This is a genomic window from Maribacter litoralis (assembly GCF_902506355.1).
In the GTDB taxonomy this organism is placed as follows: domain Bacteria; phylum Bacteroidota; class Bacteroidia; order Flavobacteriales; family Flavobacteriaceae; genus Maribacter; species Maribacter litoralis.
In genome coordinates this window covers 2,692,096-2,713,479 of sequence record NZ_LR733271.1, presented here as the reverse complement: position 1 = coordinate 2,713,479, position 21,384 = coordinate 2,692,096, and the positions used below count along the sequence as shown (strand labels likewise).

Annotated in this window: 22 protein-coding genes and 1 other RNA gene; 20 read left to right on the top strand and 3 right to left on the bottom strand. The window is 32.9% G+C overall.

What is annotated here, in order from left to right; genetic code table 11:
- Window positions 1-84: 84 nt before the first annotated feature.
- Together EXIGUO8A_RS11355 and EXIGUO8A_RS11350 are read right to left on the bottom strand one after the other, a co-directional pair.
- A complete protein-coding gene (locus tag EXIGUO8A_RS11355) occupies window positions 85-342 on the bottom strand; it encodes a hypothetical protein (RefSeq protein ID WP_159303206.1) in 258 nt (85 codons plus the stop codon).
- A gap of 87 nt (window positions 343-429) precedes the next feature.
- Window positions 430-1,626: an NAD(P)-dependent oxidoreductase gene (locus EXIGUO8A_RS11350; RefSeq protein ID WP_159303205.1), complete on the bottom strand. Its 1,197-nt coding sequence runs from the start codon at window positions 1,624-1,626 to the stop codon at window positions 430-432.
- A gap of 164 nt (window positions 1,627-1,790) precedes the next feature.
- Here EXIGUO8A_RS11350 and ssrA point away from each other — a divergent pair.
- The 20 genes from ssrA (at window position 1,791) to EXIGUO8A_RS11255 (ending at window position 20,346) form a co-directional block, all read left to right on the top strand.
- Window positions 1,791-2,190: a transfer-messenger RNA gene (gene ssrA / locus EXIGUO8A_RS11345) on the top strand.
- A 143-nt stretch (window positions 2,191-2,333) separates the two neighbouring features.
- Complete coding sequence (locus EXIGUO8A_RS11340; protein ID WP_074672423.1) at window positions 2,334-3,293, top strand: hypothetical protein; 960 nt, start codon at window positions 2,334-2,336, stop codon at window positions 3,291-3,293.
- Window positions 3,294-3,379: 86 nt separating this feature from the next.
- Window positions 3,380-3,670, top strand: coding sequence for a MerR family transcriptional regulator (locus EXIGUO8A_RS11335; protein WP_074672421.1), 291 nt, complete (start codon window positions 3,380-3,382; stop codon window positions 3,668-3,670).
- 97 nt (window positions 3,671-3,767) lie between these two features.
- Window positions 3,768-4,973, top strand: a complete 1,206-nt coding sequence (locus tag EXIGUO8A_RS11330; protein WP_074672419.1) for a VapE domain-containing protein — start codon at window positions 3,768-3,770, stop codon at window positions 4,971-4,973.
- A gap of 212 nt (window positions 4,974-5,185) precedes the next feature.
- Window positions 5,186-6,046, top strand: a complete 861-nt coding sequence (locus EXIGUO8A_RS11325) for a toprim domain-containing protein (protein WP_159303204.1) — start codon at window positions 5,186-5,188, stop codon at window positions 6,044-6,046.
- 84 nt (window positions 6,047-6,130) lie between these two features.
- Window positions 6,131-6,436: a mobilization protein MbpA gene (mbpA, locus tag EXIGUO8A_RS11320; RefSeq protein ID WP_074672415.1), complete on the top strand. Its 306-nt coding sequence runs from the start codon at window positions 6,131-6,133 to the stop codon at window positions 6,434-6,436.
- A complete protein-coding gene (locus EXIGUO8A_RS11315) occupies window positions 6,433-7,296 on the top strand; it encodes a relaxase/mobilization nuclease domain-containing protein (protein WP_074672413.1) in 864 nt (287 codons plus the stop codon). Before mbpA ends, EXIGUO8A_RS11315 begins: the two co-directional genes overlap by 4 nt.
- 2 nt (window positions 7,297-7,298) lie before the next feature.
- Window positions 7,299-7,748: a DUF6730 family protein gene (locus EXIGUO8A_RS11310; protein ID WP_074672411.1), complete on the top strand. Its 450-nt coding sequence runs from the start codon at window positions 7,299-7,301 to the stop codon at window positions 7,746-7,748.
- Between the two features lie 4 nt (window positions 7,749-7,752).
- Window positions 7,753-8,337, top strand: a complete 585-nt coding sequence (locus EXIGUO8A_RS11305) for a ParA family protein (RefSeq protein ID WP_074672409.1) — start codon at window positions 7,753-7,755, stop codon at window positions 8,335-8,337.
- A gap of 39 nt (window positions 8,338-8,376) precedes the next feature.
- Complete coding sequence (locus EXIGUO8A_RS11300; RefSeq protein WP_074672407.1) at window positions 8,377-8,637, top strand: hypothetical protein; 261 nt, start codon at window positions 8,377-8,379, stop codon at window positions 8,635-8,637.
- 163 nt (window positions 8,638-8,800) lie between these two features.
- Window positions 8,801-9,115: a DUF6660 family protein gene (locus tag EXIGUO8A_RS11295; protein ID WP_236564474.1), complete on the top strand. Its 315-nt coding sequence runs from the start codon at window positions 8,801-8,803 to the stop codon at window positions 9,113-9,115.
- 121 nt (window positions 9,116-9,236) lie between these two features.
- A complete protein-coding gene (locus EXIGUO8A_RS11290; protein ID WP_159303203.1) occupies window positions 9,237-13,571 on the top strand; it encodes a CusA/CzcA family heavy metal efflux RND transporter in 4,335 nt (1,444 codons plus the stop codon).
- Between the two features lie 4 nt (window positions 13,572-13,575).
- Window positions 13,576-14,769 (top strand): efflux RND transporter periplasmic adaptor subunit, encoded by a 1,194-nt coding sequence (locus EXIGUO8A_RS11285; protein ID WP_074672403.1) that lies wholly within the window; start codon window positions 13,576-13,578, stop codon window positions 14,767-14,769.
- Window positions 14,770-14,771: 2 nt separating this feature from the next.
- Window positions 14,772-15,410 (top strand): cation transporter, encoded by a 639-nt coding sequence (locus EXIGUO8A_RS11280; protein WP_074672401.1) that lies wholly within the window; start codon window positions 14,772-14,774, stop codon window positions 15,408-15,410.
- A complete protein-coding gene (locus tag EXIGUO8A_RS11275) occupies window positions 15,407-15,823 on the top strand; it encodes a Fur family transcriptional regulator (protein WP_074672399.1) in 417 nt (138 codons plus the stop codon). The genes EXIGUO8A_RS11280 and EXIGUO8A_RS11275 overlap by 4 nt, the downstream gene beginning before the upstream one ends.
- A gap of 52 nt (window positions 15,824-15,875) precedes the next feature.
- Window positions 15,876-16,229 carry a DUF3703 domain-containing protein gene (locus tag EXIGUO8A_RS11270; protein WP_159303202.1) on the top strand — a complete coding sequence of 118 codons (354 nt, stop codon included), beginning with the start codon at window positions 15,876-15,878 and terminating at the stop codon, window positions 16,227-16,229.
- A gap of 60 nt (window positions 16,230-16,289) precedes the next feature.
- The gene (gene merTP, locus EXIGUO8A_RS11265; RefSeq protein WP_159303201.1) at window positions 16,290-16,883 is read left to right on the top strand and encodes a mercuric transport protein MerTP; all 594 of its coding nucleotides are present in this window, start codon (window positions 16,290-16,292) and stop codon (window positions 16,881-16,883) included.
- Entirely contained in the window at window positions 16,883-17,089 is a 207-nt protein-coding gene (locus tag EXIGUO8A_RS18800; RefSeq protein ID WP_159303200.1) for a GDCCVxC domain-containing (seleno)protein, read from the top strand. Before merTP ends, EXIGUO8A_RS18800 begins: the two co-directional genes overlap by 1 nt.
- Window positions 17,090-17,099: 10 nt before the next feature.
- On the top strand, window positions 17,100-19,055 hold the full coding sequence (locus EXIGUO8A_RS11260) for a heavy metal translocating P-type ATPase (protein ID WP_159303199.1): 1,956 nt from the start codon (window positions 17,100-17,102) through the stop codon (window positions 19,053-19,055).
- A 322-nt stretch (window positions 19,056-19,377) separates the two neighbouring features.
- Complete coding sequence (locus tag EXIGUO8A_RS11255) at window positions 19,378-20,346, top strand: hypothetical protein (protein ID WP_159303198.1); 969 nt, start codon at window positions 19,378-19,380, stop codon at window positions 20,344-20,346.
- A gap of 469 nt (window positions 20,347-20,815) precedes the next feature.
- On the opposite strand, the gene EXIGUO8A_RS11250 is transcribed toward EXIGUO8A_RS11255, so the two are convergent.
- Window positions 20,816-21,166, bottom strand: coding sequence for a hypothetical protein (locus EXIGUO8A_RS11250; protein ID WP_159303197.1), 351 nt, complete (start codon window positions 21,164-21,166; stop codon window positions 20,816-20,818).
- Between the last annotated feature and the right edge of the window lie 218 nt (window positions 21,167-21,384).

The window sequence follows — 21,384 nt, the reverse complement described above, 5'->3', positions numbered from 1 at the left end:
ACCCATTTTTTAAAAAAATTTGATACCTATCGCACTTTGAGCATAACAAGAAAATTCAAATTCGAGCACCACTTCAAAGTGAAGTTAAAAGGTAATTTCCCTTTCCAACCGTGCTTTTATTGCATTTCTATATTTGGCAGGGGTTAATTGAGAAACAGAGATGCTTCTTGATTGAAAATCCACATCAAAATGGAAACAGGAAAAATCTGTACAACCTTCTATACATTCGTTGTTAGCAATTAGAAACTTAACAATTTTTGGTCTAAGCTCATATTCAATATCAATGCATAACTTATGAAATGATTTATCATCGTTATCACCTAATATCCAATTGAAATTCATGTCTTTATCAGTTATTGCCGACCACAATATAACACAAAATTAACAATTGATTAACATTATAAAAACAATGTGAGAAAGAGCAATCAATTAAGCTATGTAATCTTTTAAATAGCTAAAACGCTCTGTAAGTTTTCCATTCTTGGTCATTCTAGCCCTTTCAAGAACACCATCTTTATCATTGTTAAAGAAAGCCGGGATCACATTTTTTATAAAAGCTTCACCAAACCCTTCACTTGCATCTCTAGGTAACTCACAAGGTAAATTGTCTACCGCCATAACTGCAATGGCATTCTCATTTTTAAAATCAGCTTCAGATTCCGTTGCTGGATCATAACCATAAATGGGGTCAGCAATGGTAGAAGGTTTAATAGTTGAAGCAACCGGTCCGTCAATATCACAGCTTATATCGGCAACAACCTTAATTTTAAAATCTACATGTTTTGCGTCATCCCTTGTAAATAAATAAGGAGCCCCTTGACCATAAAAATGACCGGCTATATAGAAGTCCGTCACCTTAGCAAACCTAAAAAAATTGGACCTGTATTCTTCCGGATTTGCGAAAAAATCAGCTTTATTACCGCGTACACCATCTTTACGCTTATTATATTCACCGGCATCAATTTGGCAGTACACCGGCTCATTGAATGTTTCTTCTAAATATTCGGTAACATTGACCCTACGCATACCCATACCATCTAACATTTCTCTAGCGCCATTACCTACTCTGCCTTTACCGGTAAGTAATACTTTTATGTTAGGGAGTTTGCTGTTTTTAAGTTCTTCAATTAAAGCTTGTTGGTCTGGCAGGTCATTTGCTTTTGGTAATTGAAAAGCGTCATATTTGAGTCCGTATGCACGAAAACCGTTATACGCCCCAACAATACCTGCGTATCTACCAAAGGCAACCACTCGCTGCTCCTGTTTATTAGTTATCACCTCATGATCGTACAATTCAATATTCTTGTCTAAAATCGCACGAAGTAAATCTCTATTATAAGGTTGCTTTTTAATGGTGTGCGAAAAGAAGAAGTATTTTTTATTCGGAATCAACGCATCAATAGGCACTTCTTTAACACCCAATAGCACATCACAAGATTCCATGTCATTAGCAACCGTGATGTCTAAATCTTGATAATCTGCATCGGCATAAGCTCTAATTGGTGAGGGCTCTACGATAATTTCTGCCTTTGAATACGTATTCAAGACTTTTTGACATGCTTTAGGTGATAGAACTACGCGCTTATCTGGCGGATTCTTACGTTCTCTAATGATTCCGAACTTCATATGGGTTTGGTATAAATATTGCACTAAATTATACAATTAGATACACTTGGCTTGGGTCTAAATAAAAATTATAGTGGTTGCCAAAGTTTTGTTAGCTTTGCTGCCCGTTATTTATTAGCTTATTTATAAAGCTAAAATTTGACTTCAAAGTTCATTTACATATTGGGGCCGACCGGTTTTGACAGCGAGACCAGTTGGAATGTAAGCATGTCGAGCGCTGGGAAACAGCTCGTTAATCTCATTTTTCACACTTTTAATTGGCGAAAATAATTACGCTCTTGCCGCTTAATCTGAATCATAGTAAGATTAGCCTCGTCCCTACAAGGTAGGGAAGCGAGATGTTCCTGAATAGCCCTTGTTGATGGCGATTCACTTAGGAGCACCAGAAAAATCAACATAAGGGTGTACGCTCGCTTTGGCGTCACCACCAAAATCTTAAGAAGATAAGTGTGTATTAGGCGGTTTCTGGTCAGGTACACATCGAAAATTAATCAGATCCTAAACATGTAGAAAGCATTTTAATTGCTTGTTTGGACGAGGGTTCGAATCCCTCCGGCTCCACAAACACACCCTGTAAACCCTTTGTTTATGGGGTTTTTTATTTTGCGCTAGGAAAAGCGTTAGTATTCTACATTAATATGTTGTGTTTCTTACAACGATCGTAATTTAGTATTTTTAGTTAATAAGCACTAATTAACACTAAGATTATGAAATTACATAGACTTTTTAAGTTCATAGAAATTCTTCTAAATTTTATGAATAAGTTACACTCAAAACCCAAAAAGCTTATTTTATTTTATCAGAAAAACGAAGATAAGTTTACCATTATCTCACTCTTCATATATTTTCTACTTATTGGAACTTGGAGTTTTTATCAAGCTACAAATCAAAATTTTATTTTTTTCAAAATCACATTTTATCTAATTGCTATAATGGCATACTATTACTCCTTCTTAAGCCTAGGCAATATAGTTATCACTTACAATTTAGACTACGATTTCAAACTAAAATTATACAATTACCAATTTCAAAATGACAAAATTATTGAAATAGAAATACCATCACCACTTCTCAATAAACTACGTAAAAGAAAAAGAATCGAGGATGATTCATTTGGAGAGAAAAAAATAAAACGAAAGGTTGAAAATGTAATTTTCAATTTTTCAAATACTATTAGTAATCATAATTTAAATGAATATAATATTACCAACATCCTAATCAAAGATTCATTTAATACTGTGGTGAGTGATATGAAAAAAGATAAGAAACATGAAAATAGCTCTACGAATAAAAAACATAATGAAGATATAGATATCCAATGTAATTCTGAAATTAATTACAAAAATAGACCTTTAAAAACCCCTGGTCCTGGTGGGGACTATTATAAATATTTCGCCTTAAAATATTGCTTAATTCAACAGTTCTACCCAAAAGAAAGAATTAATACCCGAAAGTACAAATCACAAGAAGATTTCCTTGACAAGATAGCAAAGCTTGAAAATATAATATCAGGAAGTTTAAAAAATTGGTATCCTGTAATAATGAAAGAAGACTTTGAAATGATACTTAAAACTTACTCAAGATTAATTATTTTACTGCATCAAAACAACGAATTAAAAATGTACCCTCTTGCTGATAATTGTGCCAAAAAACTCCTTAGCAAATAAGAAGCCATAGCAGAATTAATTCTGTATTAATTCTCTTAGTACCTTATACCCATATTTGTAGTGATTAATAATAAAACTCTATAAATATGAGCACATTCGCAAACCCCTTTTTAACCCTTCATCATGAGCTTGCTCAAATAAAGGATTTACTGTTACAAATACAGAACGCCAATGAAGTCGACTACAAAGCTAAATTTTATACAAGACAAGAAGTTGCCGAAATATTAAGGTGTTCGACTCAAACCATAGATAACTACATTAAAAATGGCTGGGTTGAGATTCAAGATGTTGGTAAAAAGAAAAAACTGATTAATCATTATCAAATTTTTAATGATGATCATTCTTTAAAAGAATTATGTAGTAATAAAAAAGCATAAAATGCTCTAACATTCTATGCTTATAAAATTCTTAACAATTTAAGCCAAAACCTTAAATCGTATACAAATATACGATTTTCTTTATTTCGTATACCCAATGACTGGTCCAAAAAAAAAGCTTTACATAGTAGAGGATTCAAATACCACTACTGTTTTTGATCACACCTTAAAATATATCAATGACAAATATGAAATACACTTTAATGAAATTGCCCTTGACTTTGAAATTAGGTTAAAAGTGGATGATAATGAGGAATGGAGAGTTTTAAACGTAGAGGCATTATATATTGAACTGGTACAATCTGGCGTAAATATCCCAATTTCCAAATTAGAAATTCTTCTCAAATCCGAATATATACTAAAGTATAATCCAGTAACAAGATACTTTACACATCTTCCAAAGTGGGACAAAATCGACCATATAACCAAGCTTGGTTCGCATCTTCCAGTTAGTGAGCCTGAAGCCTTTTTATACCATTTAAAAAAATGGATGGTAAGAACAGTTAAATGCGCTGTTGAACCTAATTATTTTAACAAGCAGGCCCTAATAATTTGCCACAAAGCACAAAATTCTGGAAAATCTACCTGGTGCAGGTTTTTATGTCCGCCGGAACTATCAAATTACATAGCCGAGGATATAAGTAATGATAAAGATGCTCGAATATTACTATGCAAAAATTTTTTAATAAATCTAGATGAACTATCGTCATTGACTAAAAAAGATGTCAATTCCCTAAAAGCATTTTTCACAAAGACAGTCATAAATGAACGTTTACCATATGACAGGAAAAGTACCATTATTAATAGAATATGTTCATTTATAGGTTCCACTAATATGAGCGAATTTTTAAATGACGAAACAGGATCCGTTAGATGGTTGTGCTTTGAATTATTCGGTCAAATTGATTTCCGTTACTCAAAAGAAATTGAAATCAATAAGGTTTGGGCTCAAGCTTATCACTTGGCTTACAATGACAAATCATTTAATCCTGAGCTAACTACAGATGATATAAAACAAAATGAAGAAAGAAATAAGAAATATACCAACCTCTCAGAAGAACAGGAATTAATATTAAAATATTATGAAAAATCGGATGACAAAAATGATTTTAAGACCGCTACAGACATTTTGAACTCACTATCGTGTATAAGCCCTAGAATTAATAAAGTTAATATCGGAAGAGCTCTTTCAGGCTTCAACTATACTAGAGTAAAAAGTCCCAAAACAAACCATTACGGATACTTAGCAAAAGAGTTATTTATTGATACACCTTGGAATATTGAATTTGGCAAAAAAAAATAAAAACATGTTACCATCTTACCCAAAGACCTTAAACCCTTTAAAACATTACAGAATCCCGGGTAGGATGAAATATAATAAGTTACCTACATCTTACCTATACTACCAAATAGGGTAAGATTGGTAGGATGTAAAAAATTAATAAACACTGAAGACACTACGCTATACTTCGTTTAGGTAGGATGGTAGGATGTTTTCTTAAAAAATGATTGCAAATGAAAAAAGAAAAACTCACTTGTGAAGAAGCAAGAAAAATAGATATAATCAATTATTTAAGCGAAAATTCAATACTACCTATACGTGAGAATAACAATAGCGCATTTTTTCTTTCCATTTTCAGGCAAGAAACTAAGGCATCATTAAAAGTTGACAAAAGACTTAATCTATGGTTTGACTTTGGAGAAGGACAAGGCGGCAACATAATAGACCTGGTCATTAAATTTAAAGGAGTTAATGTATCGGAGGCACTTAATATTCTTAGTAACAATAGCACTCCCTTTTTCTTTCATCAGCAGCCTATTCATCTAGAAATAAGCCAAACAAAAATTGTAGTGAAAGCCGTAAAACCTATTCAACACCTTGGTTTAATTAATTATCTAGAAACTAGGGGGATTTCGATTTCAACAGCTCGTTCCATTTGCAAAGAAGTTCACTTCATTTTAAACGAAAAAAAATACTTTTCAATAGGATTGAAAAATTTATCTAAGGGTTGGGAATTGAGAAACAAATATTTTAAATCCGGGTCTTCCCCAAAAGATATTTCGCTGATTAAAAACAGCTCTACTACACTTATGGTAACTGAAGGAATGTTTGATATGTTATCCCTATTAGAAATGGATAATTCTTTAATAAAAAAGGCAGATTTATTGATTCTCAATTCTTGTTCTTTCCATGAAAAGTTAATGAATTATAAAAATGATTATGATGAAATTGATCTCTACTTAGACCATGATGAAACTGGTCGTAAGATCACAGATAAATTTGTTAATGAGCAAATGAATTTTCAAGACTGTTCAAAATTATACTTGGGTTACAATGATGTAAATGATTGGTTGATTAACAAAAATGAAATATAGAGTTTGAGTAAGAATTCAAGATGTGTGTGCTGGGCCCACAATCTTGATTTTTCTCCCGATGGTCGCAAAACAAAATAGAAACTAATGAAAAAAAAGGCAAGGGTAATAACCAAATTCAGATGTACTATTTACGAGAAAAAACTTTTAAAAATTAAAGCTAAAAAATCTGGGCTATCCTTAAGTGAATTTTGTTTTAGAGCCGCGTTCAATAAAGAAATAACCGCGAGATTAACCGAAGAGGAAATTGAAGCTTTCAAAACCATTTCAACATATAGCAGAAATTTCACTTTGATAGGTAATATGTTTCGAAAAAGAAACCCTCAATTAAGCCATGAAGTATACGCCCTATCTAAAGAGCTTAAAGAACATCTAAAAAAATTCAAAAAATGATTGGTAAAGGTAAATCCATATCACATACAAATGCCTCAATGGCATACGGCTGGAACCAAGAAAAAGATGCATCTGTGATATTAAAAGAGTATTTAGCAGGAGAAACTCCACAAGAACTTACCAAAGAATTTGAAATAATTCAAAGCATGAACGAGAACTGCAATAGAAATACTTTGAGTTTTGTCTTAAGCCCAACCATCCAGGATGGAAAAAAATTATCTAAAAAGGGATTAGGAGATATTTCAAAAAAATTCTTGAAACAAATGAAATTAACAAACCGTCAAGCAATAGCTTTTGTTCACAGGGATAAAGCTCATACACATATTCACTTATATGTCAATAGAATCGACTTTCAGGGAAAAGCTTATCCAGATAGTTTCATAGGTAAACGGAGTAATAAAGCCGCTAGACAAGTAGCTATTGAAATGAATTTAAAAACTGTTCAACAAGTACAAGCAGAAAAACTTAAACCCTTACAGAAGATAAGAAGCGAAATACGCTCTATTCATATACAAGTTCAAAAGAAGGAACGACCTAAAACTTTTGATGACTATATCAAAAAAATGGCTGCCAATAAGGTGAAAGTAATTCCAAGTATCAACAAAGGAGGTACACTTCAAGGATTTAGGTTCGAGTATAGCGGCATAAACTTGAAAGGAAGTGAAGTTCATCGCTCCATGAGTGGTGGTAAGATTGCAAATGAAATCGCAGCCAATAGTAGTGGAGAAATACTTAAACATTCAGATCAAGCTGTGAACATTGCTGGAAAAACCCTAGAGTTGAGTACAAATATGATAACCGGTTTAGCAAAAAAGGCAATAGAACAAACAATAACTAAGGGAATTGAATTAGGAATATAACTATGGCAAAAATTGACGATTTAGCAGAATTATTAGTTGAAGAGATTAGTGACTTTAAAGTCCAATTACAAAGAATGGAGGAATTATCTGTCCAATTACAACTGATTAAAATAAAGCCGGATATTACTACTATACAATCCGCCATAAGCGCTCCACTGAAAGAACAAGAGTTAATTCTTAAAAATCAAAATAAAGAATTAGGCAAAATCACCAAGAAACTTACAAAATCAAATCACTATCCTAATTGGCTACTTATTCTTTTTAGCACAATACTTCTTAGTTGTTTTCTCTTCATCGGTATCTCAATCTTTCAATTAAAACAAGTTGAAGAAAGTAATCAGGAATATTATATCAAAGGTCAAAAAGAAGTGATTAATCACTTCAACAAATTTATAGAGAGTAATCCGGAAGCTAAAGAAATGTATCAAAAATGGGAAACCAACTTAAAATAAAATAATGGCAAAAATCATCTTGATTACCCATCAAAAAGGTGGAGTAGGAAAAAGTACTTTAACTTTTAACCTTGCACAGAATCTTAGTGAACATTCAAAAGTTGCTATACTTGACATAGATGCTCAAGGCAGTCTATCACAGCTTGCAAAAATTGTCGATTCATTTGAAATAACCACAGATGAAAATATTTTAACGACCAATGACCATTTGGATTTCATTTTCGTTGATACGCCCCCTTACCTATCATCAAAGCTGAAAGAACTTATCAAAATTGCAGATTTACTATTAGTACCGACAAAAGCCGGAATTTTAGATTTGTTAGCTATTGACAACACAATTAGTTTGATTAAAGATGAGTTGAAGGAGAACAAAACCATGATTATCCTGAACATGATAAAAGCTAATACAACCATTACCGAAGATATCTTGAAAAACCTTGATTCGCATAAAATAAAAATAGCACAAACAATGATAAGTGATTTGGTAGCATTTACTAGGTCTCCTTTGCTTAAAGGTGTTACAGCCGATAGAAATGCACAAAGGCAAATTGATAGCTTAACAAAAGAAGTCTTAACAGCTCTTATATAAATACATATTTATATAAATGATTAAATATATATCTACATTATGTCAAAAGAAGGATTCAGTGATTTAATAGTCAAAGCAAAAGCCTCTAAACCAGAAAAGTCTATTCAAAAGGTTGTACCAGAAAAATCTATTAGTACAAAAAAGGTGGCACCAGAAGAATCTATTAATAAAGATGCAAAGATATTTTCATTTCATATAGATAAAACAGTTCTGAAAAAACTAAAGGCAAAAGCTTTAGAAGAAGATAGAAGCGTAAAGTCAATTATAAATGAGAGTATTCTAAATTATCTCAAACAATAATATTCTATTCATTGTCCTTAAGCTAAGTATTGTGTAAAACAATCACTTAAAGACCGCAGAACCTTTTGATATTCTTATGATAAAATTTTATGTAGCGTAAAACTTTAAATCGAATGACTAAAAGTTTGCACAACCATTGCATTTAGATTTTGATATCTTTGTAATGATGAAATCATTAAGCTTCATACTAGCTGTTCTAATGTTGACTTTGACCGCAAAGCCCTGTTCTGACGGTCAAAATTTTGAAGACCAACAACAGGAAGAATTGAGCTTAGACCATAACCATCAAGATGATAATGACGATTCTTGTCCCATAACTTGTATTTGTAGTTGTTGTGGTATGTCAATAGCGTATGAGCCACTGACCCCATTTGAATTCACTTTTCACTCCAGTATATCAACACTTTTAACGACTAACTATCAGTCGATTTATAGGTTTGATTTTCATTCCAATATTTGGCAACCGCCACAAGCTTAATTCAGTTTTTAAAGGATTACTATATCCAATTTTGAGCCTAAAGGGTTCTTTTCATTTCGTGTAATTCTATTTCTTATATCAGAATTATTTCGAATAGTTTAACTGAATTAATACATTTTCTATGATTAATAAAATCATTGATTTTTCAATCAATAACAAATTCATTATTGGTTTGCTTACGCTTACCATAATCGGAGCAGGTATTTGGAGTATGACCAAAGTACCAATAGATGCTGTTCCAGATATTACTAATAACCAAGTACAGGTTATAACACAATCCCCCAATTTAGGTACTGAAGATATTGAGCAAATTGTCACTTATCCAATTGAAGTGGCAATGAGCAATCTTCCTGATGTTCAGGAAATAAGGTCAATTTCTCGTTTTGGCTTATCTGTGGTTACTATTGTATTTGATGATGATATGGGAACTTATCTACCTCGCCAATTAGTAGCCGAAAAACTAAACGAAGTCAAAGAACAAATACCTGCTGGATTTGGCGAACCTACAATGGGTCCTATTTCAACAGGATTAGGGGAAATTTACCAATACACACTAAAAGTTGCACCAGAGTTTAAAGACAAATACAATATTGCAGATTTACGCTCAATACAAGACTGGATTGTACAGCGTCAAATGGCAATGGTTCCTGGTGTGGTAGAAGTAAACGCTATTGGTGGTAAAATTAAACAATACGAAGTCGCGGTTGACCCAAACGATTTAAATGCTATTGGTCTAACAATTACTGATGTGTTTAATGCACTTGAAGCCAATAATCAAAATACAGGTGGTGCATATATTGAAAAGAACCATCAAGCTAATTTTATTCGTGGAGAAGGCTTGGTGCGAAGTTTAGAGGACATTAAAAAAATCACCGTCAAGAATATTAATAACATACCTGTCACTATTGGTGATATTGCAACAGTACAATTTGGCTCTGCAATTCGTTATGGTGCATTAACCCAAGATGGTGAAGGGGAAGTTGTAGGTGGATTGGTAATGATGTTAAAAGGAGCTAATTCCAATGATGTTATTGCCAATGTAAAAGAGCGAATGACTCAAATTGAAAAGTCGTTACCAGAAGGCGTAATTATTGAACCATTATTAGACCGAAGTAAATTAATTGGCGAAACAACTTCTACAGTAGCAACTAATCTTATTGAAGGTGCATTAATCGTCATTTTTGTGTTGGTCTTTTTATTAGGTAATTGGCGAGGAGGTTTAATAGTTGCCTCTACTATTCCATTATCCTTATTATTTGCTTTTATTTTAATGAATGTTTTTGATGTTTGGGTAAACCTAATGAGTTTAGGAGCAATTGATTTCGGAATCATTGTAGATGGTGCTGTAATTATTGTTGAAAGCACTGTTTTTCTTATAGCATCACAAGTTTTGAAAAAGAAACAACTTACATCTAAAGAAAGAGATAAAGTTGCTTCTAATGCTTCAAAAAAGATGATGAATGCTGCCTTCTTCGGTCAGTTGATTATCCTTATAGTTTTTCTACCCATTTTAGCCTTACAAGGTATTGAAGGAAAGATGTTTAAACCAATGGCTTTGACTTTTATTTTTGCTATGATTGGTGCAATGGTACTTTGTTTAACCTATGTGCCTATGATGTCAGCTCTAATATTAAGAGCACCAAAAAATGATAATAAATCCTATGGAGATAGATTTGTACATTGGGTTGAAGACAAATACCAACCCTTATTGGTTAGAGCCTTGCGAAAAGGGAAATGGGTAATTGGTATTGCAGTTGTGTTGTTCGGAATAACCGTTTTTATGTTTTCAAGAATGGGTGGCGAGTTCATTCCGCAACTCGATGAAGGCGATATTGCATTTCACGCTATTTTAAAACCAGGTAGTTCACTTACAGAAACTATTGAAACTACTACCAAAATAGAACAAATAGTAAAAGCAAAATTTCCAGAAGTCGATAAAATTGTGAGTCGTATTGGTGTTGCCGAAATTCCAACCGACCCGATGCCTATGGATATTGCCGATGTTTTTGTAATCCTGAAACCTAAAAGTGAATGGACTACAATAGAATCAAAAGATGAATTGATTGAAGCAATGAAAGAAGCAGTTGAAATGGTTCCTGGTGTTAATTATGAGTTTACACAACCTATTGAAATGCGTTTTAACGAGTTATTAGAAGGTGTTCGTGAAGATATTGCCATAAAACTTTATGGTGAAGACATTGACATTCTATCTCAAAAAGCCGAAGAAATATCTAAAATTATCGCAGGTACTGAAGGTATTGGCGATATGAAAGCGGAAGCCACAACAGGTTTGCCACAAATGACAATCAATTACAACAGGAATAAATTGGCGCAATATGGACTTCAAATAAATACGCTTAATCAAACCGTACAATCTGCATTTGCAGGTGGTACAGCAGGTGTGATTTTTGAAGGTGAAAAACGCTTCCATTTAGTAGTACGATTAAGTGATCAAAACCGTAAGGATATTTCAGATGTTCAAAACCTGTATATCAATTTACCTTCAGGTGCTCAAATTCCTTTGCGTGAAATTGCAGATGTAAGCTACAAAGCAGGACCAATGCAAATAAGTAGAGACAATACCAACAGAAGAACCTATGTAGGTGTTAATGTTAGAGGACGTGATGTAAAATCGTTAGTAACTGAAATTAAATCAAAATTAGATGCACAATTAGAATTACCATCAGGTTATTTTATTCGTTATGGTGGTGCATTTGAAAATTTAGAACGTGCCAGCAACCAATTACAAACCGTCGTGCCTATTGCATTGTTACTCATATTTATACTAATATATTTTGCATTAAAATCTTTACCACAGACCTTAATGATTTACATAGCAATTCCAATGGCAACTATTGGTGGTGTTGTGGCGTTGTGGTTACGTGATATGCCATTTAGTATTTCGGCAGGTGTTGGTTTTATTGTGCTGTTTGGTGTTGCAGTTTTAAATGGTTTGGTAATGATAAGCGGACTCAACGAATTAAAAGAAGAAGGTGTAACCAATCTAAAGGATAGAATAGTTGAAGGTACTAAACGAAGAATCAGACCCATTATGCTAACTGCTTTTACAGATGTATTAGGCTTTCTACCAATGGCTATTTCATCATCAGCAGGTGCAGAAGTACAACGTCCATTGGCAACGGTTGTTATTGGTGGACTATTAACTTCAACACTGCTAACACTATTTGTGTTGCCCATTTTATACCATTGGGTAGAAAACAAATCTTTTACGTTTAAGCCAAACAAAAAGTTAGTAACAACAACAGCATTGGTAGTATTACTATTTGGTTTTTCGCTACAAAGTAATGCACAAGAGTTGAATGATACAATGCTCAAAATTTCATTACAGGAAGCTGTTAAACTCGCAAAAAGTAATTATCCATTATTAAAGCAAAAGCAGTTGGAAATTACTAAACAAGAGCAATTGAAGGCGACTGCATATGATTTTGGAACTACTCAAGTTTTCACAGGTGGAGAAGAAATTGATAATGGTAGTGGCATTTTTACAACCATTGGTGTTGGTCAATCTAACATTGACTTGTTTGGTATTGGTTCTAAAAAGAAGCTACAAGAACAACGCATTCAATTGGCACAAAAAGCCTTTCAACTTTCCGAGTTGGAATTAGAATTGGAAGTTAAAAAAGCGTGGTCCAATTGCTATCAAATGAAACAAAACTATGATTTGTATAAGGAATTGGATTCCATTTATTCCAAATTCGAGCAAGCAGTAGCTTTAAATTATGAGGTCGAAGCTATTTCTAAATTAGAATATTCGGCAGCAAAAAATCAAGCGTTTCAAATTCAGAATAAAAAAGCGCAGGCCTATAGTAATTATCTTATTGCCTTACAGCAATTCAATTTGTGGTTGGTATCAGAAGAAATTTTTACAGTTTCAGAAGAATTTGAGGTAGCGATAGATAGTGATAAGGAAACGTTCAGTATTGAAAGTCATCCATTGTACAGTATGTCGAAGAACATTGTAGATGAAGCGGAAGCCAAATATAAAGCTGCAAAAGCAGATAATTTGCCAAAGTTCAATCTTCAAGGTGGTTTACAAAAAGTAAATGGCAATTCAGGGTTTTACACCTATCAAGCAGGAATTTCAATTCCGTTTTTATCAGGTTCTAACAAAGCACAAGTTAGAAGTGCCAGAATTGATAAAGAAATAGCGGAAACCAATGTAGCGTTCAAAAAACAGGAAGTGCAATCAAGGTTTGTTCAGGCTAAAGAAAATTATATGAAATGGAAAACATCTTGGGAATTTTACAAAGACCAAGTTTTACCATTAACAAAAGAGCAAAAAACAGGTGCGTTACTGGCATACAGAGAAGGCGAAATAGATTATACTGCATTTACGCAGTTAATAAAAGAAGCAATTCAATCGGAACTGGGAGCACAATCAGCATTAGTAAACTATTTAGAAAGCACATTTCAATTACAATATTTTAATCAATAAGACAATGAAAAATAAAGTATATAAAATTCTTACCGTAATGGTGATAACCATTTTTGTTTCAGCTTGCGGAAATAATGAAAATGATAATCATTCTCCAAGTGAAGAACAAAAAATTGAAGTTAACAAAGAAAATAAGGAAATTGAAGAAGTGATGCTTTCCCAACAACAATTCGATGCTCTGAAAATGAAAATAGATACGTTGGCATTACGCAATATGAGCGCATATGTAGAAGCAAACGGAACATTAGAAGTGCCACCACAAAATGAAGCAGCTATTACTACTGTTGTTGGTGCTAATGTCGTTTCAATTGAAATAATTGAAGGTGATAAAGTGAATAAAGGTCAAGTTGTAGCTTATTTATCGCACCCAAAAATTATACAAGCGCAAACCGATTATTTAAACGCATATAGCAATAGTGATTTTTTGAAAAAGAATTATGAACGCCAACAAAAATTGTATGAAGCAGGCGTTGGCTCCGGTGCTAATTTTCAAAAGGCAGAAGCAGAGTATGATGCATCAAAAGCTATGGTTAATGGTTTAGAAGCGCAATTAAGAATATTAAATATCAATTCCACTTCAGTTCGTAATGGCACAATTGCACAACGCATTGCCTTGCGAAGTCCTATAGAGGGTTTTGTACAAAAAGTTGAAGTAAAAACAGGTCAGTATGTAGAGCCACAAACCGAACTATTTGAAGTTGTAAATACGCATCACGTTCACGCAGATTTAATGATTTTTGAAAAAGATGTCTATAAAGTAAAAAAAGGTCAAAAAGTTAATTTTACGGTACAATCTATACCAGATACAGAGCTTGCCGCAGAAATCTATTCCGTAAGTAAAACCTTTGAAGATAATCCAAAAGCAGTTCACGTTCACGCAGAAATAGAAAACAAAAAAGGTAACTTAATTCCTGGAATGTATATTCAAGGTAAAATTCAAGTAGATAATAACCAAGCAAAAGCATTACCAGAAAGTGCAGTTATAAAAGAAGGCGATAGATATTATGTGTTTGCAGTAGAAAAAGAAAATGACGATTGGAGCTTTAAACCTATTGAAGTTGTTATAGGCACTAAAGATAGTGATTGGGTATCGGTTCAATTTACAGATAACATAGACAGTAATACACAGTTTGCTTATAACAATGCTTATTACCTTAACGCAGAAATAAAAAAAGGAGAAGCAGAACACGCACATTAATTATGGATGCAACAAGACAACAAGATTTAAAAAAGGCAAGAGCACTTCAAATATGGAATATCATTTATGATGTTATTGAAGTGGTCGTATCTCTTATTGCAGGATTTGCTTCAAACAGTTCAGCTTTGATAGGTTGGGGATTGGACAGCACTATCGAGGTGATAAGCGCAGCAACTTTAGGTTGGCGATTACACGGAGAGATTAAAGGTATTGATAAAGAAAAAGTGAAAAAACGAAAGAAAATTACACTCTACGTCATTGCAGCATCTTTCACATTAGTCTGTATTTTTATTACTTATGATTCTGTTACAAAACTTATAAGTCAAGAAACTGCGACCTGGAGCACTAAGGGATTAATTATTTTATTGGTTTCGTTGGCAGTAAACCCCATTCTTATTTATTTCAAAAGAAAATATGGTAAAAAGCTTGATAGTCCAGCACTACTGGCAGATGCCAAGGATACCTTTATTTGTCTTTACCAAACGTTAGTAGTACTTATTGGTTTACTCTTGGTTAATCAGTACGGTTGGTGGATGGCAGACCCTATTGCAGCACTTCTTATTGTTCCATATGCTTTAAAAGAAGGCTGGGAAGCATTGAGCAAAGCAAGAAATATTAATTATAATTCGACTGCAAAATGATAGAAGTAGAAAAATTATTAGAGTCAAAGAATATTCGTGTTACAGCAATGCGGCTATTAATTTATAAGTTACTTTTTGAAAACAAGACTGCTGTTACGCTAAGTAATATTGAGAGTGCTTTTGAAAAGGCGGATAGAACTACGCTGTATAGAACAATAAAAACCTTTGAGGAGAATAATATTGTCCATCAAATTGATGACGGTACAGGTATTACAAAGTATGCTTTATGTGAAGATGGGTGTAAATGTGATTTAAAGAATGATTTACACTTACATTTTCATTGTAACAACTGTAATGAAACCATTTGTTTAACCGAACATAAAATACCCCAAATTAAAGTTCCGAAGGGGTTTGTTTCAGAAAATGTAAACTTAGTTGTAAAAGGTATTTGCGATAAGTGTAGTGGGCTATAAATGCACTTCCATTGCACTATCTATTAAACTAATTTTATCTAAATTAATGAATATGAAGTTTAATACTAAAATACCTAAACATCTAAAACAAGCTTATAATAAAGAACTAAAACAGTACAGGTTCTGTTTAAAAAATAAGCAGTTTGGTAATGCTTGGTTTCATTTAGAACGTAGTCATATAATAGGACAGTCTTATCCTGTAGAACATACCTATTCACATTGGCTAATGCTCAAATTTGGCTTTAGACAAAAAGATACTAAAGAAGTATTGGGTCAAATTATTAGGTTGCTTGTCGGTGGTTGGAAATCATTTATAAATCACGTTCCTCTTGGTAATACAGGTGGAGCAAACGTACCACCATTAAGACGTATGCCTATTCCAAGTGATATTAAATCATTGTTCTGATATCATAATGGTATTGCGTATGATATTTAATAAGACTTACTAATAGAATAATTAACGAAAATGAAAAATAAATTAGCATTCACAAGTTTTCTAACAGCAATCACAGCTTCATTGTGTTGCATCACACCTGTTTTGGCATTAATTGCAGGAACAAGTGGTGTAGCTTCAACTTTTTCTTGGATAGAACCATTTAGACCTTACTTAATAGGGCTAACTATATTAGTTCTTCTCTTTGCTTGGTATCAAAAATTAAAACCAGAAAAAGAAATCGACTGTGAATGTGAAACTGATAAAAAACCAAAATTTATTCAGTCAAAAACCTTTTTAGGTGTTGTAACAGTATTCGCAATAGTGTTGTTGGCATTTCCATACTACTCAAGTATGTTTTATCCCAATTCAGAGAAACAAATTGTTTTCGTTGATAAATATAATATCAAAACAACAGAGTATAAAATAAGTGGAATGACTTGTGCCGGTTGTGAAGCTCACGTAAACCACGAAGTAAATAAACTTAACGGAATTATAAACTCAATAACATCATACAAGAATGGTAACGCAATCATTGAGTATGACCAAACTAAAACTAATGAATTAGAAATTGAGAAAGCAATTAATTCTACAGGTTATAAAGTAACTAATAAAAAAGAAAATTAATGAAAACTATATTAAAATCGGAAATCACTTGCCCTAACTGCGGACATAAAAAAGTGGAAGATATGCCAACTAACGCTTGTCAATTCTTTTACGAGTGTGAGCATTGTAAAACGGTTCTAAAACCAAACGAAGGTGATTGTTGTGTGTATTGTTCTTATGGAACAGTTCCTTGTCCACCAATTCAACAAAACAAAAGTTGTTGTTAAAACTAACTTGATGAAAAAAAAGAAAGTCAATTTAAGAGATTTAAAACCAAATTCAGAAGAACAACATTCTCACGATGATGGTCACGACCACGGAGATGGAAGTGCATTCAAAACATACATTCCCGCTATTATAAGTTTTGTTATGTTAATTATAGGTATCGCTGTAGATTATTTTGATGCCATTCCTCAATTTGAAGGATGGATTCGAGTAGTTTGGTACACTTTAGCATATATTCCAGTGGGGTTCCCTGTAATTAAAGAAGGATGGGAAAGTATTAAAAAAGGTGATTTCTTTACCGAATTTTTCTTAATGTCCATTGCTACAATCGGAGCATTTGTTATCGGTGAATATCCTGAGGGTGTTGCTGTAATGCTCTTTTATGCCGTAGGTGAATTATTTCAAAATGCAGCGGTAAATAGAGCAAAGGGTAATATAAAAGCATTACTGGATGTACGACCGAATGAAGCTTTGGTCTACAGGGATGGTGATTACATTTCGGTAAATCCTGAAACCGTGGAAATTGGAGAAAAAGTACAGGTGCGTGTAGGTGAAAAAGTACCCTTAGATGGTATTTTACTGTCCAATAAAGGATCATTTAATACAGCAGCTTTAACTGGCGAAAGTAAACCTGATACCATTCAAAGAAACGAAAAGGTATTTGCGGGAAGTATCAATCTGGATGGTGTAATTGAAATTGAAACTACAAAGGAATTTAAGGATAGTTCGATTGCCCGAATTCTCGATATGGTGCAAAACGCCACAGCTCGTAAATCTAAAACAGAATTATTCATCAGACAGTTTGCTCGTATATATACACCAATTGTAGTGTTTTTAGCTATTGGAGTTACTTTTATACCTTACTTTTTTGTAGATGATTACGTCTTTAGAGATTGGTTATACAGAGCATTAATATTCTTGGTAATATCATGTCCTTGTGCATTGGTAATTTCTATTCCATTAGGTTATTTTGGCGGATTGGGTGCTGCTTCAAAAAATGGCATATTGTTTAAAGGTGCTTCGTTTTTAGATGCAATGACTAAAATTAACACCTTGGTAATGGACAAAACAGGAACCGTTACAAAAGGTGTTTTCAAAATTAAGGAAGTGGTTAATAATTCTACTTTCACGAATGAGGAATTTATGCGATACTTGATGGCGATAGAAGAACAATCTACGCACCCCATAGCTAAAGCGATATTAGAGTATAAGGCAGAAGGATCTGATTTAGAAGCAAAAGATGTTTCTGAAATAGCTGGAAAAGGGTTAAGTGGAGTTGTAAATGGAAAAACTGTATTAGTAGGTAACAAAGCCTTAATGACTGCCAATACTATTAAAGTTCCAACAGATACCGAAACCATCGTAGAGTCAATAGTGTTAGTGGCAATTGAAAATAATTTTGCCGGTTATGTGGTCATAGCCGATGAATTAAAAGACGATGCTAAAGAAACCATAACAGCACTAAATAAGGTTGGCATTAAAAATATTATGATGCTTTCCGGTGATAAAGATTCCATTACCCAAAAAGTTGCTTCCGAATTAAATATTGAAAATGCCAAAGGCGGATTATTGCCAGAAGATAAACTGAGCGAAGTAGAAGCACTTAAACAAAATCCTAAAAATAAAGTAGCGTTTATAGGAGATGGTATTAATGATGCACCGGTTTTAGCTGCAAGTGATGTGGGAATAGCAATGGGAGGATTAGGTAGTGATGTAGCGATTGAGACTGCCGATGTCATCATCCAAACAGATCAGCCGTCTAAAGTGGTCAGAGCAATAAAAATAGGACGTTCAACAAGAAAAATAGTATGGCAAAACATTGGTTTAGCTTTTGGTGTAAAAGCAATTGTTTTGATTTTAGGCGCTGGAGGACTCGCTACAATGTGGGAAGCCGTATTTGCTGATGTAGGAGTAGCATTTTTAGCAATTTTGAATGCTGTTAGGCTTCAAAAAATGAATTGGAGCTAATTGCTCTTAAAAATTGCAAAAGCATAAGATTTATAAAGAATATAGATTTTCCTGTTAGTGAATAATAACTTTTAAGGTTCACAACTTTATCAAGGTTTTAGCTAAATTTGAAAAATAATTAATCAAAAAATATAAGGAACAACAAAGAATTTTAAAACATAAAAAGCATTTTGCTTTTGATTTAGTACCGATAAAATCGCCAGTTTTAATAAACACTACAATCAAGACAAATGCCCACGCTCTGGCGTGGGCTGTTCTTGTGTGGTGTTCGGGTGTCTGGCGATACCTTCGGTACTAACAGGTTCAGTTCCACGCTTTTTTTATGGACAATACTCAAGAAATTAATTACTCGGTAATCATCAAGAACAATCCAGATAATGAAACAATTAGTTTAATTAATTCATATTGGAGCTATAATAAAGGGGAGTTCATAAACAAACCTAAGCTACTGGCCAACGAGAAAAATATTAGTCTTTATGATTTGATTCTGACCATTAAAGAATATTCACACGTAGATTTAGAATGTAATTGTGGTTCTTGTAATGAAACCTTAAAACAAGAAGTTACTTCACAAACACAATTTATAAGTATCCTTAAAAATTTACCCTTATGCAAAGAATGCATTGACAAACGAAAATTAAAAGAGGAAGAAGAAAACAAAAGATTAATAGAAATACGTAGAAAAGAATATGAGTTAGCTGAAATAAAATTCCAACAGCAAAAAGCATTCAATTCCGCAATTGAAAGATATAAAGAAACAAGAATACATGAAGATGAAGCAAGGTTTATGATTCATTTTATCAATACCTGTCCAAATAGAATTTCTTTATCTTATTACAACGAAAATTATTTAAATTTTCACAAACTCAAATTACTGGAACTTATACATATAGAAGAAAATTTTGCAGATGAGTATGCTGTGATTTCCTATCCTGAAGAACTTAAAGATTTATTAGTCCGTGAAATTAATAAAAATTCATTGGGTACTAAACCTACAATTGCTAATACCTGGTCTCGATTAAGCTTCTTACTAGAAAAAAATAAAACTTACCGAAATATCCACACACCACGTTTTAGCGGGACACTTTTAATTAAAGAAGATGTTTACTTAGAAAAAGGAACAAAATGCCTGTATGGGGTCTGGGATAGAGATCATGATGATGCCTGGCTTACATTAACTCCAACATCTGATATTATTGTTGCTAAAAATACACCTATACATAAAGAACCGGAGCATATAAGAGATTTACTGAATAGGTTTTTGGATAATCCTGAAAATAGAGATTATTAAACCTAATTAAAAAGTGCTATAACCAACATTGCAGAAGCTATTGTTCCAAATAATACTACTCCTGAAATAACAAGACTCAATTTACTTTCTACTTTCTTAATTGTAGTTGAATTTTTCATAGACACAAAAAGTTTAAATTTTACCTGTCCTAAATTAATTATTATTGAAATAAAAACCCTCGCACTTCATAGTATTAGTTTTGGTAAGATTTGGGTTTTGATTCTGACCCAAGACAAGATTATTCTATAATTATAGCTTTATATAATTACAGAATTAAAAGCCAAGTTGGGAGACACTTAAATCTAATTAGCTAAAAAAAAATGCTTTGATTATCCTTCCTGCTGATTGGGAAAAATATGGAAGAGCTGCAGGTCCCAAAAGAAATACCCAAATGGCGGAATATGCAACTCACTTACTTTCCTTTTGGTATTGTTTAAAAAAGGAATCAAGTTGTAGCTAGTAAATAAGATTATTCAATCGCTATACCAAGTAAACTTACACCTCCTGTTGAATTACGCTTTATTACAGTAACGTATTTACTTCTAATTTTTGCTCCAAAACTGTTTTCACTTTCCACATAACCAACCACCGTATACTTTTCTCCATCCTGAGTTATTTTCGACTTAAATAAAGGGTCGAAATCAGCAGAAGAAGGAACTTTTAATTGACCTTCAACAAATTGTTGAGCTGCTATTGCAGCTTCATTATCCGTTAGTGTAGTCTTTACTTTAGTTACGACCCTAGCTTTAGGCTCACTATTCATTTCTTTATCAAATTCTCTTCGATACTCTTTTAATTCTTCATCAAAGCTATTATTCATATTCACTATTATAATAGTGAAAATTATTAGCACGAAAGCAATTATAGCTATTGTAGTTTTTTTCATTTAGATATTTTTTATAATCAATTCTTCTACCCTTTTCTAAAATGTTTTTATTCCAAAAATTAATGATATACTTGAATTGAATAGAAGACAAATTTATGATTTAGAATTCGTCTTATATTACGGTTTCCCGTAATTATATATTTATATAAATG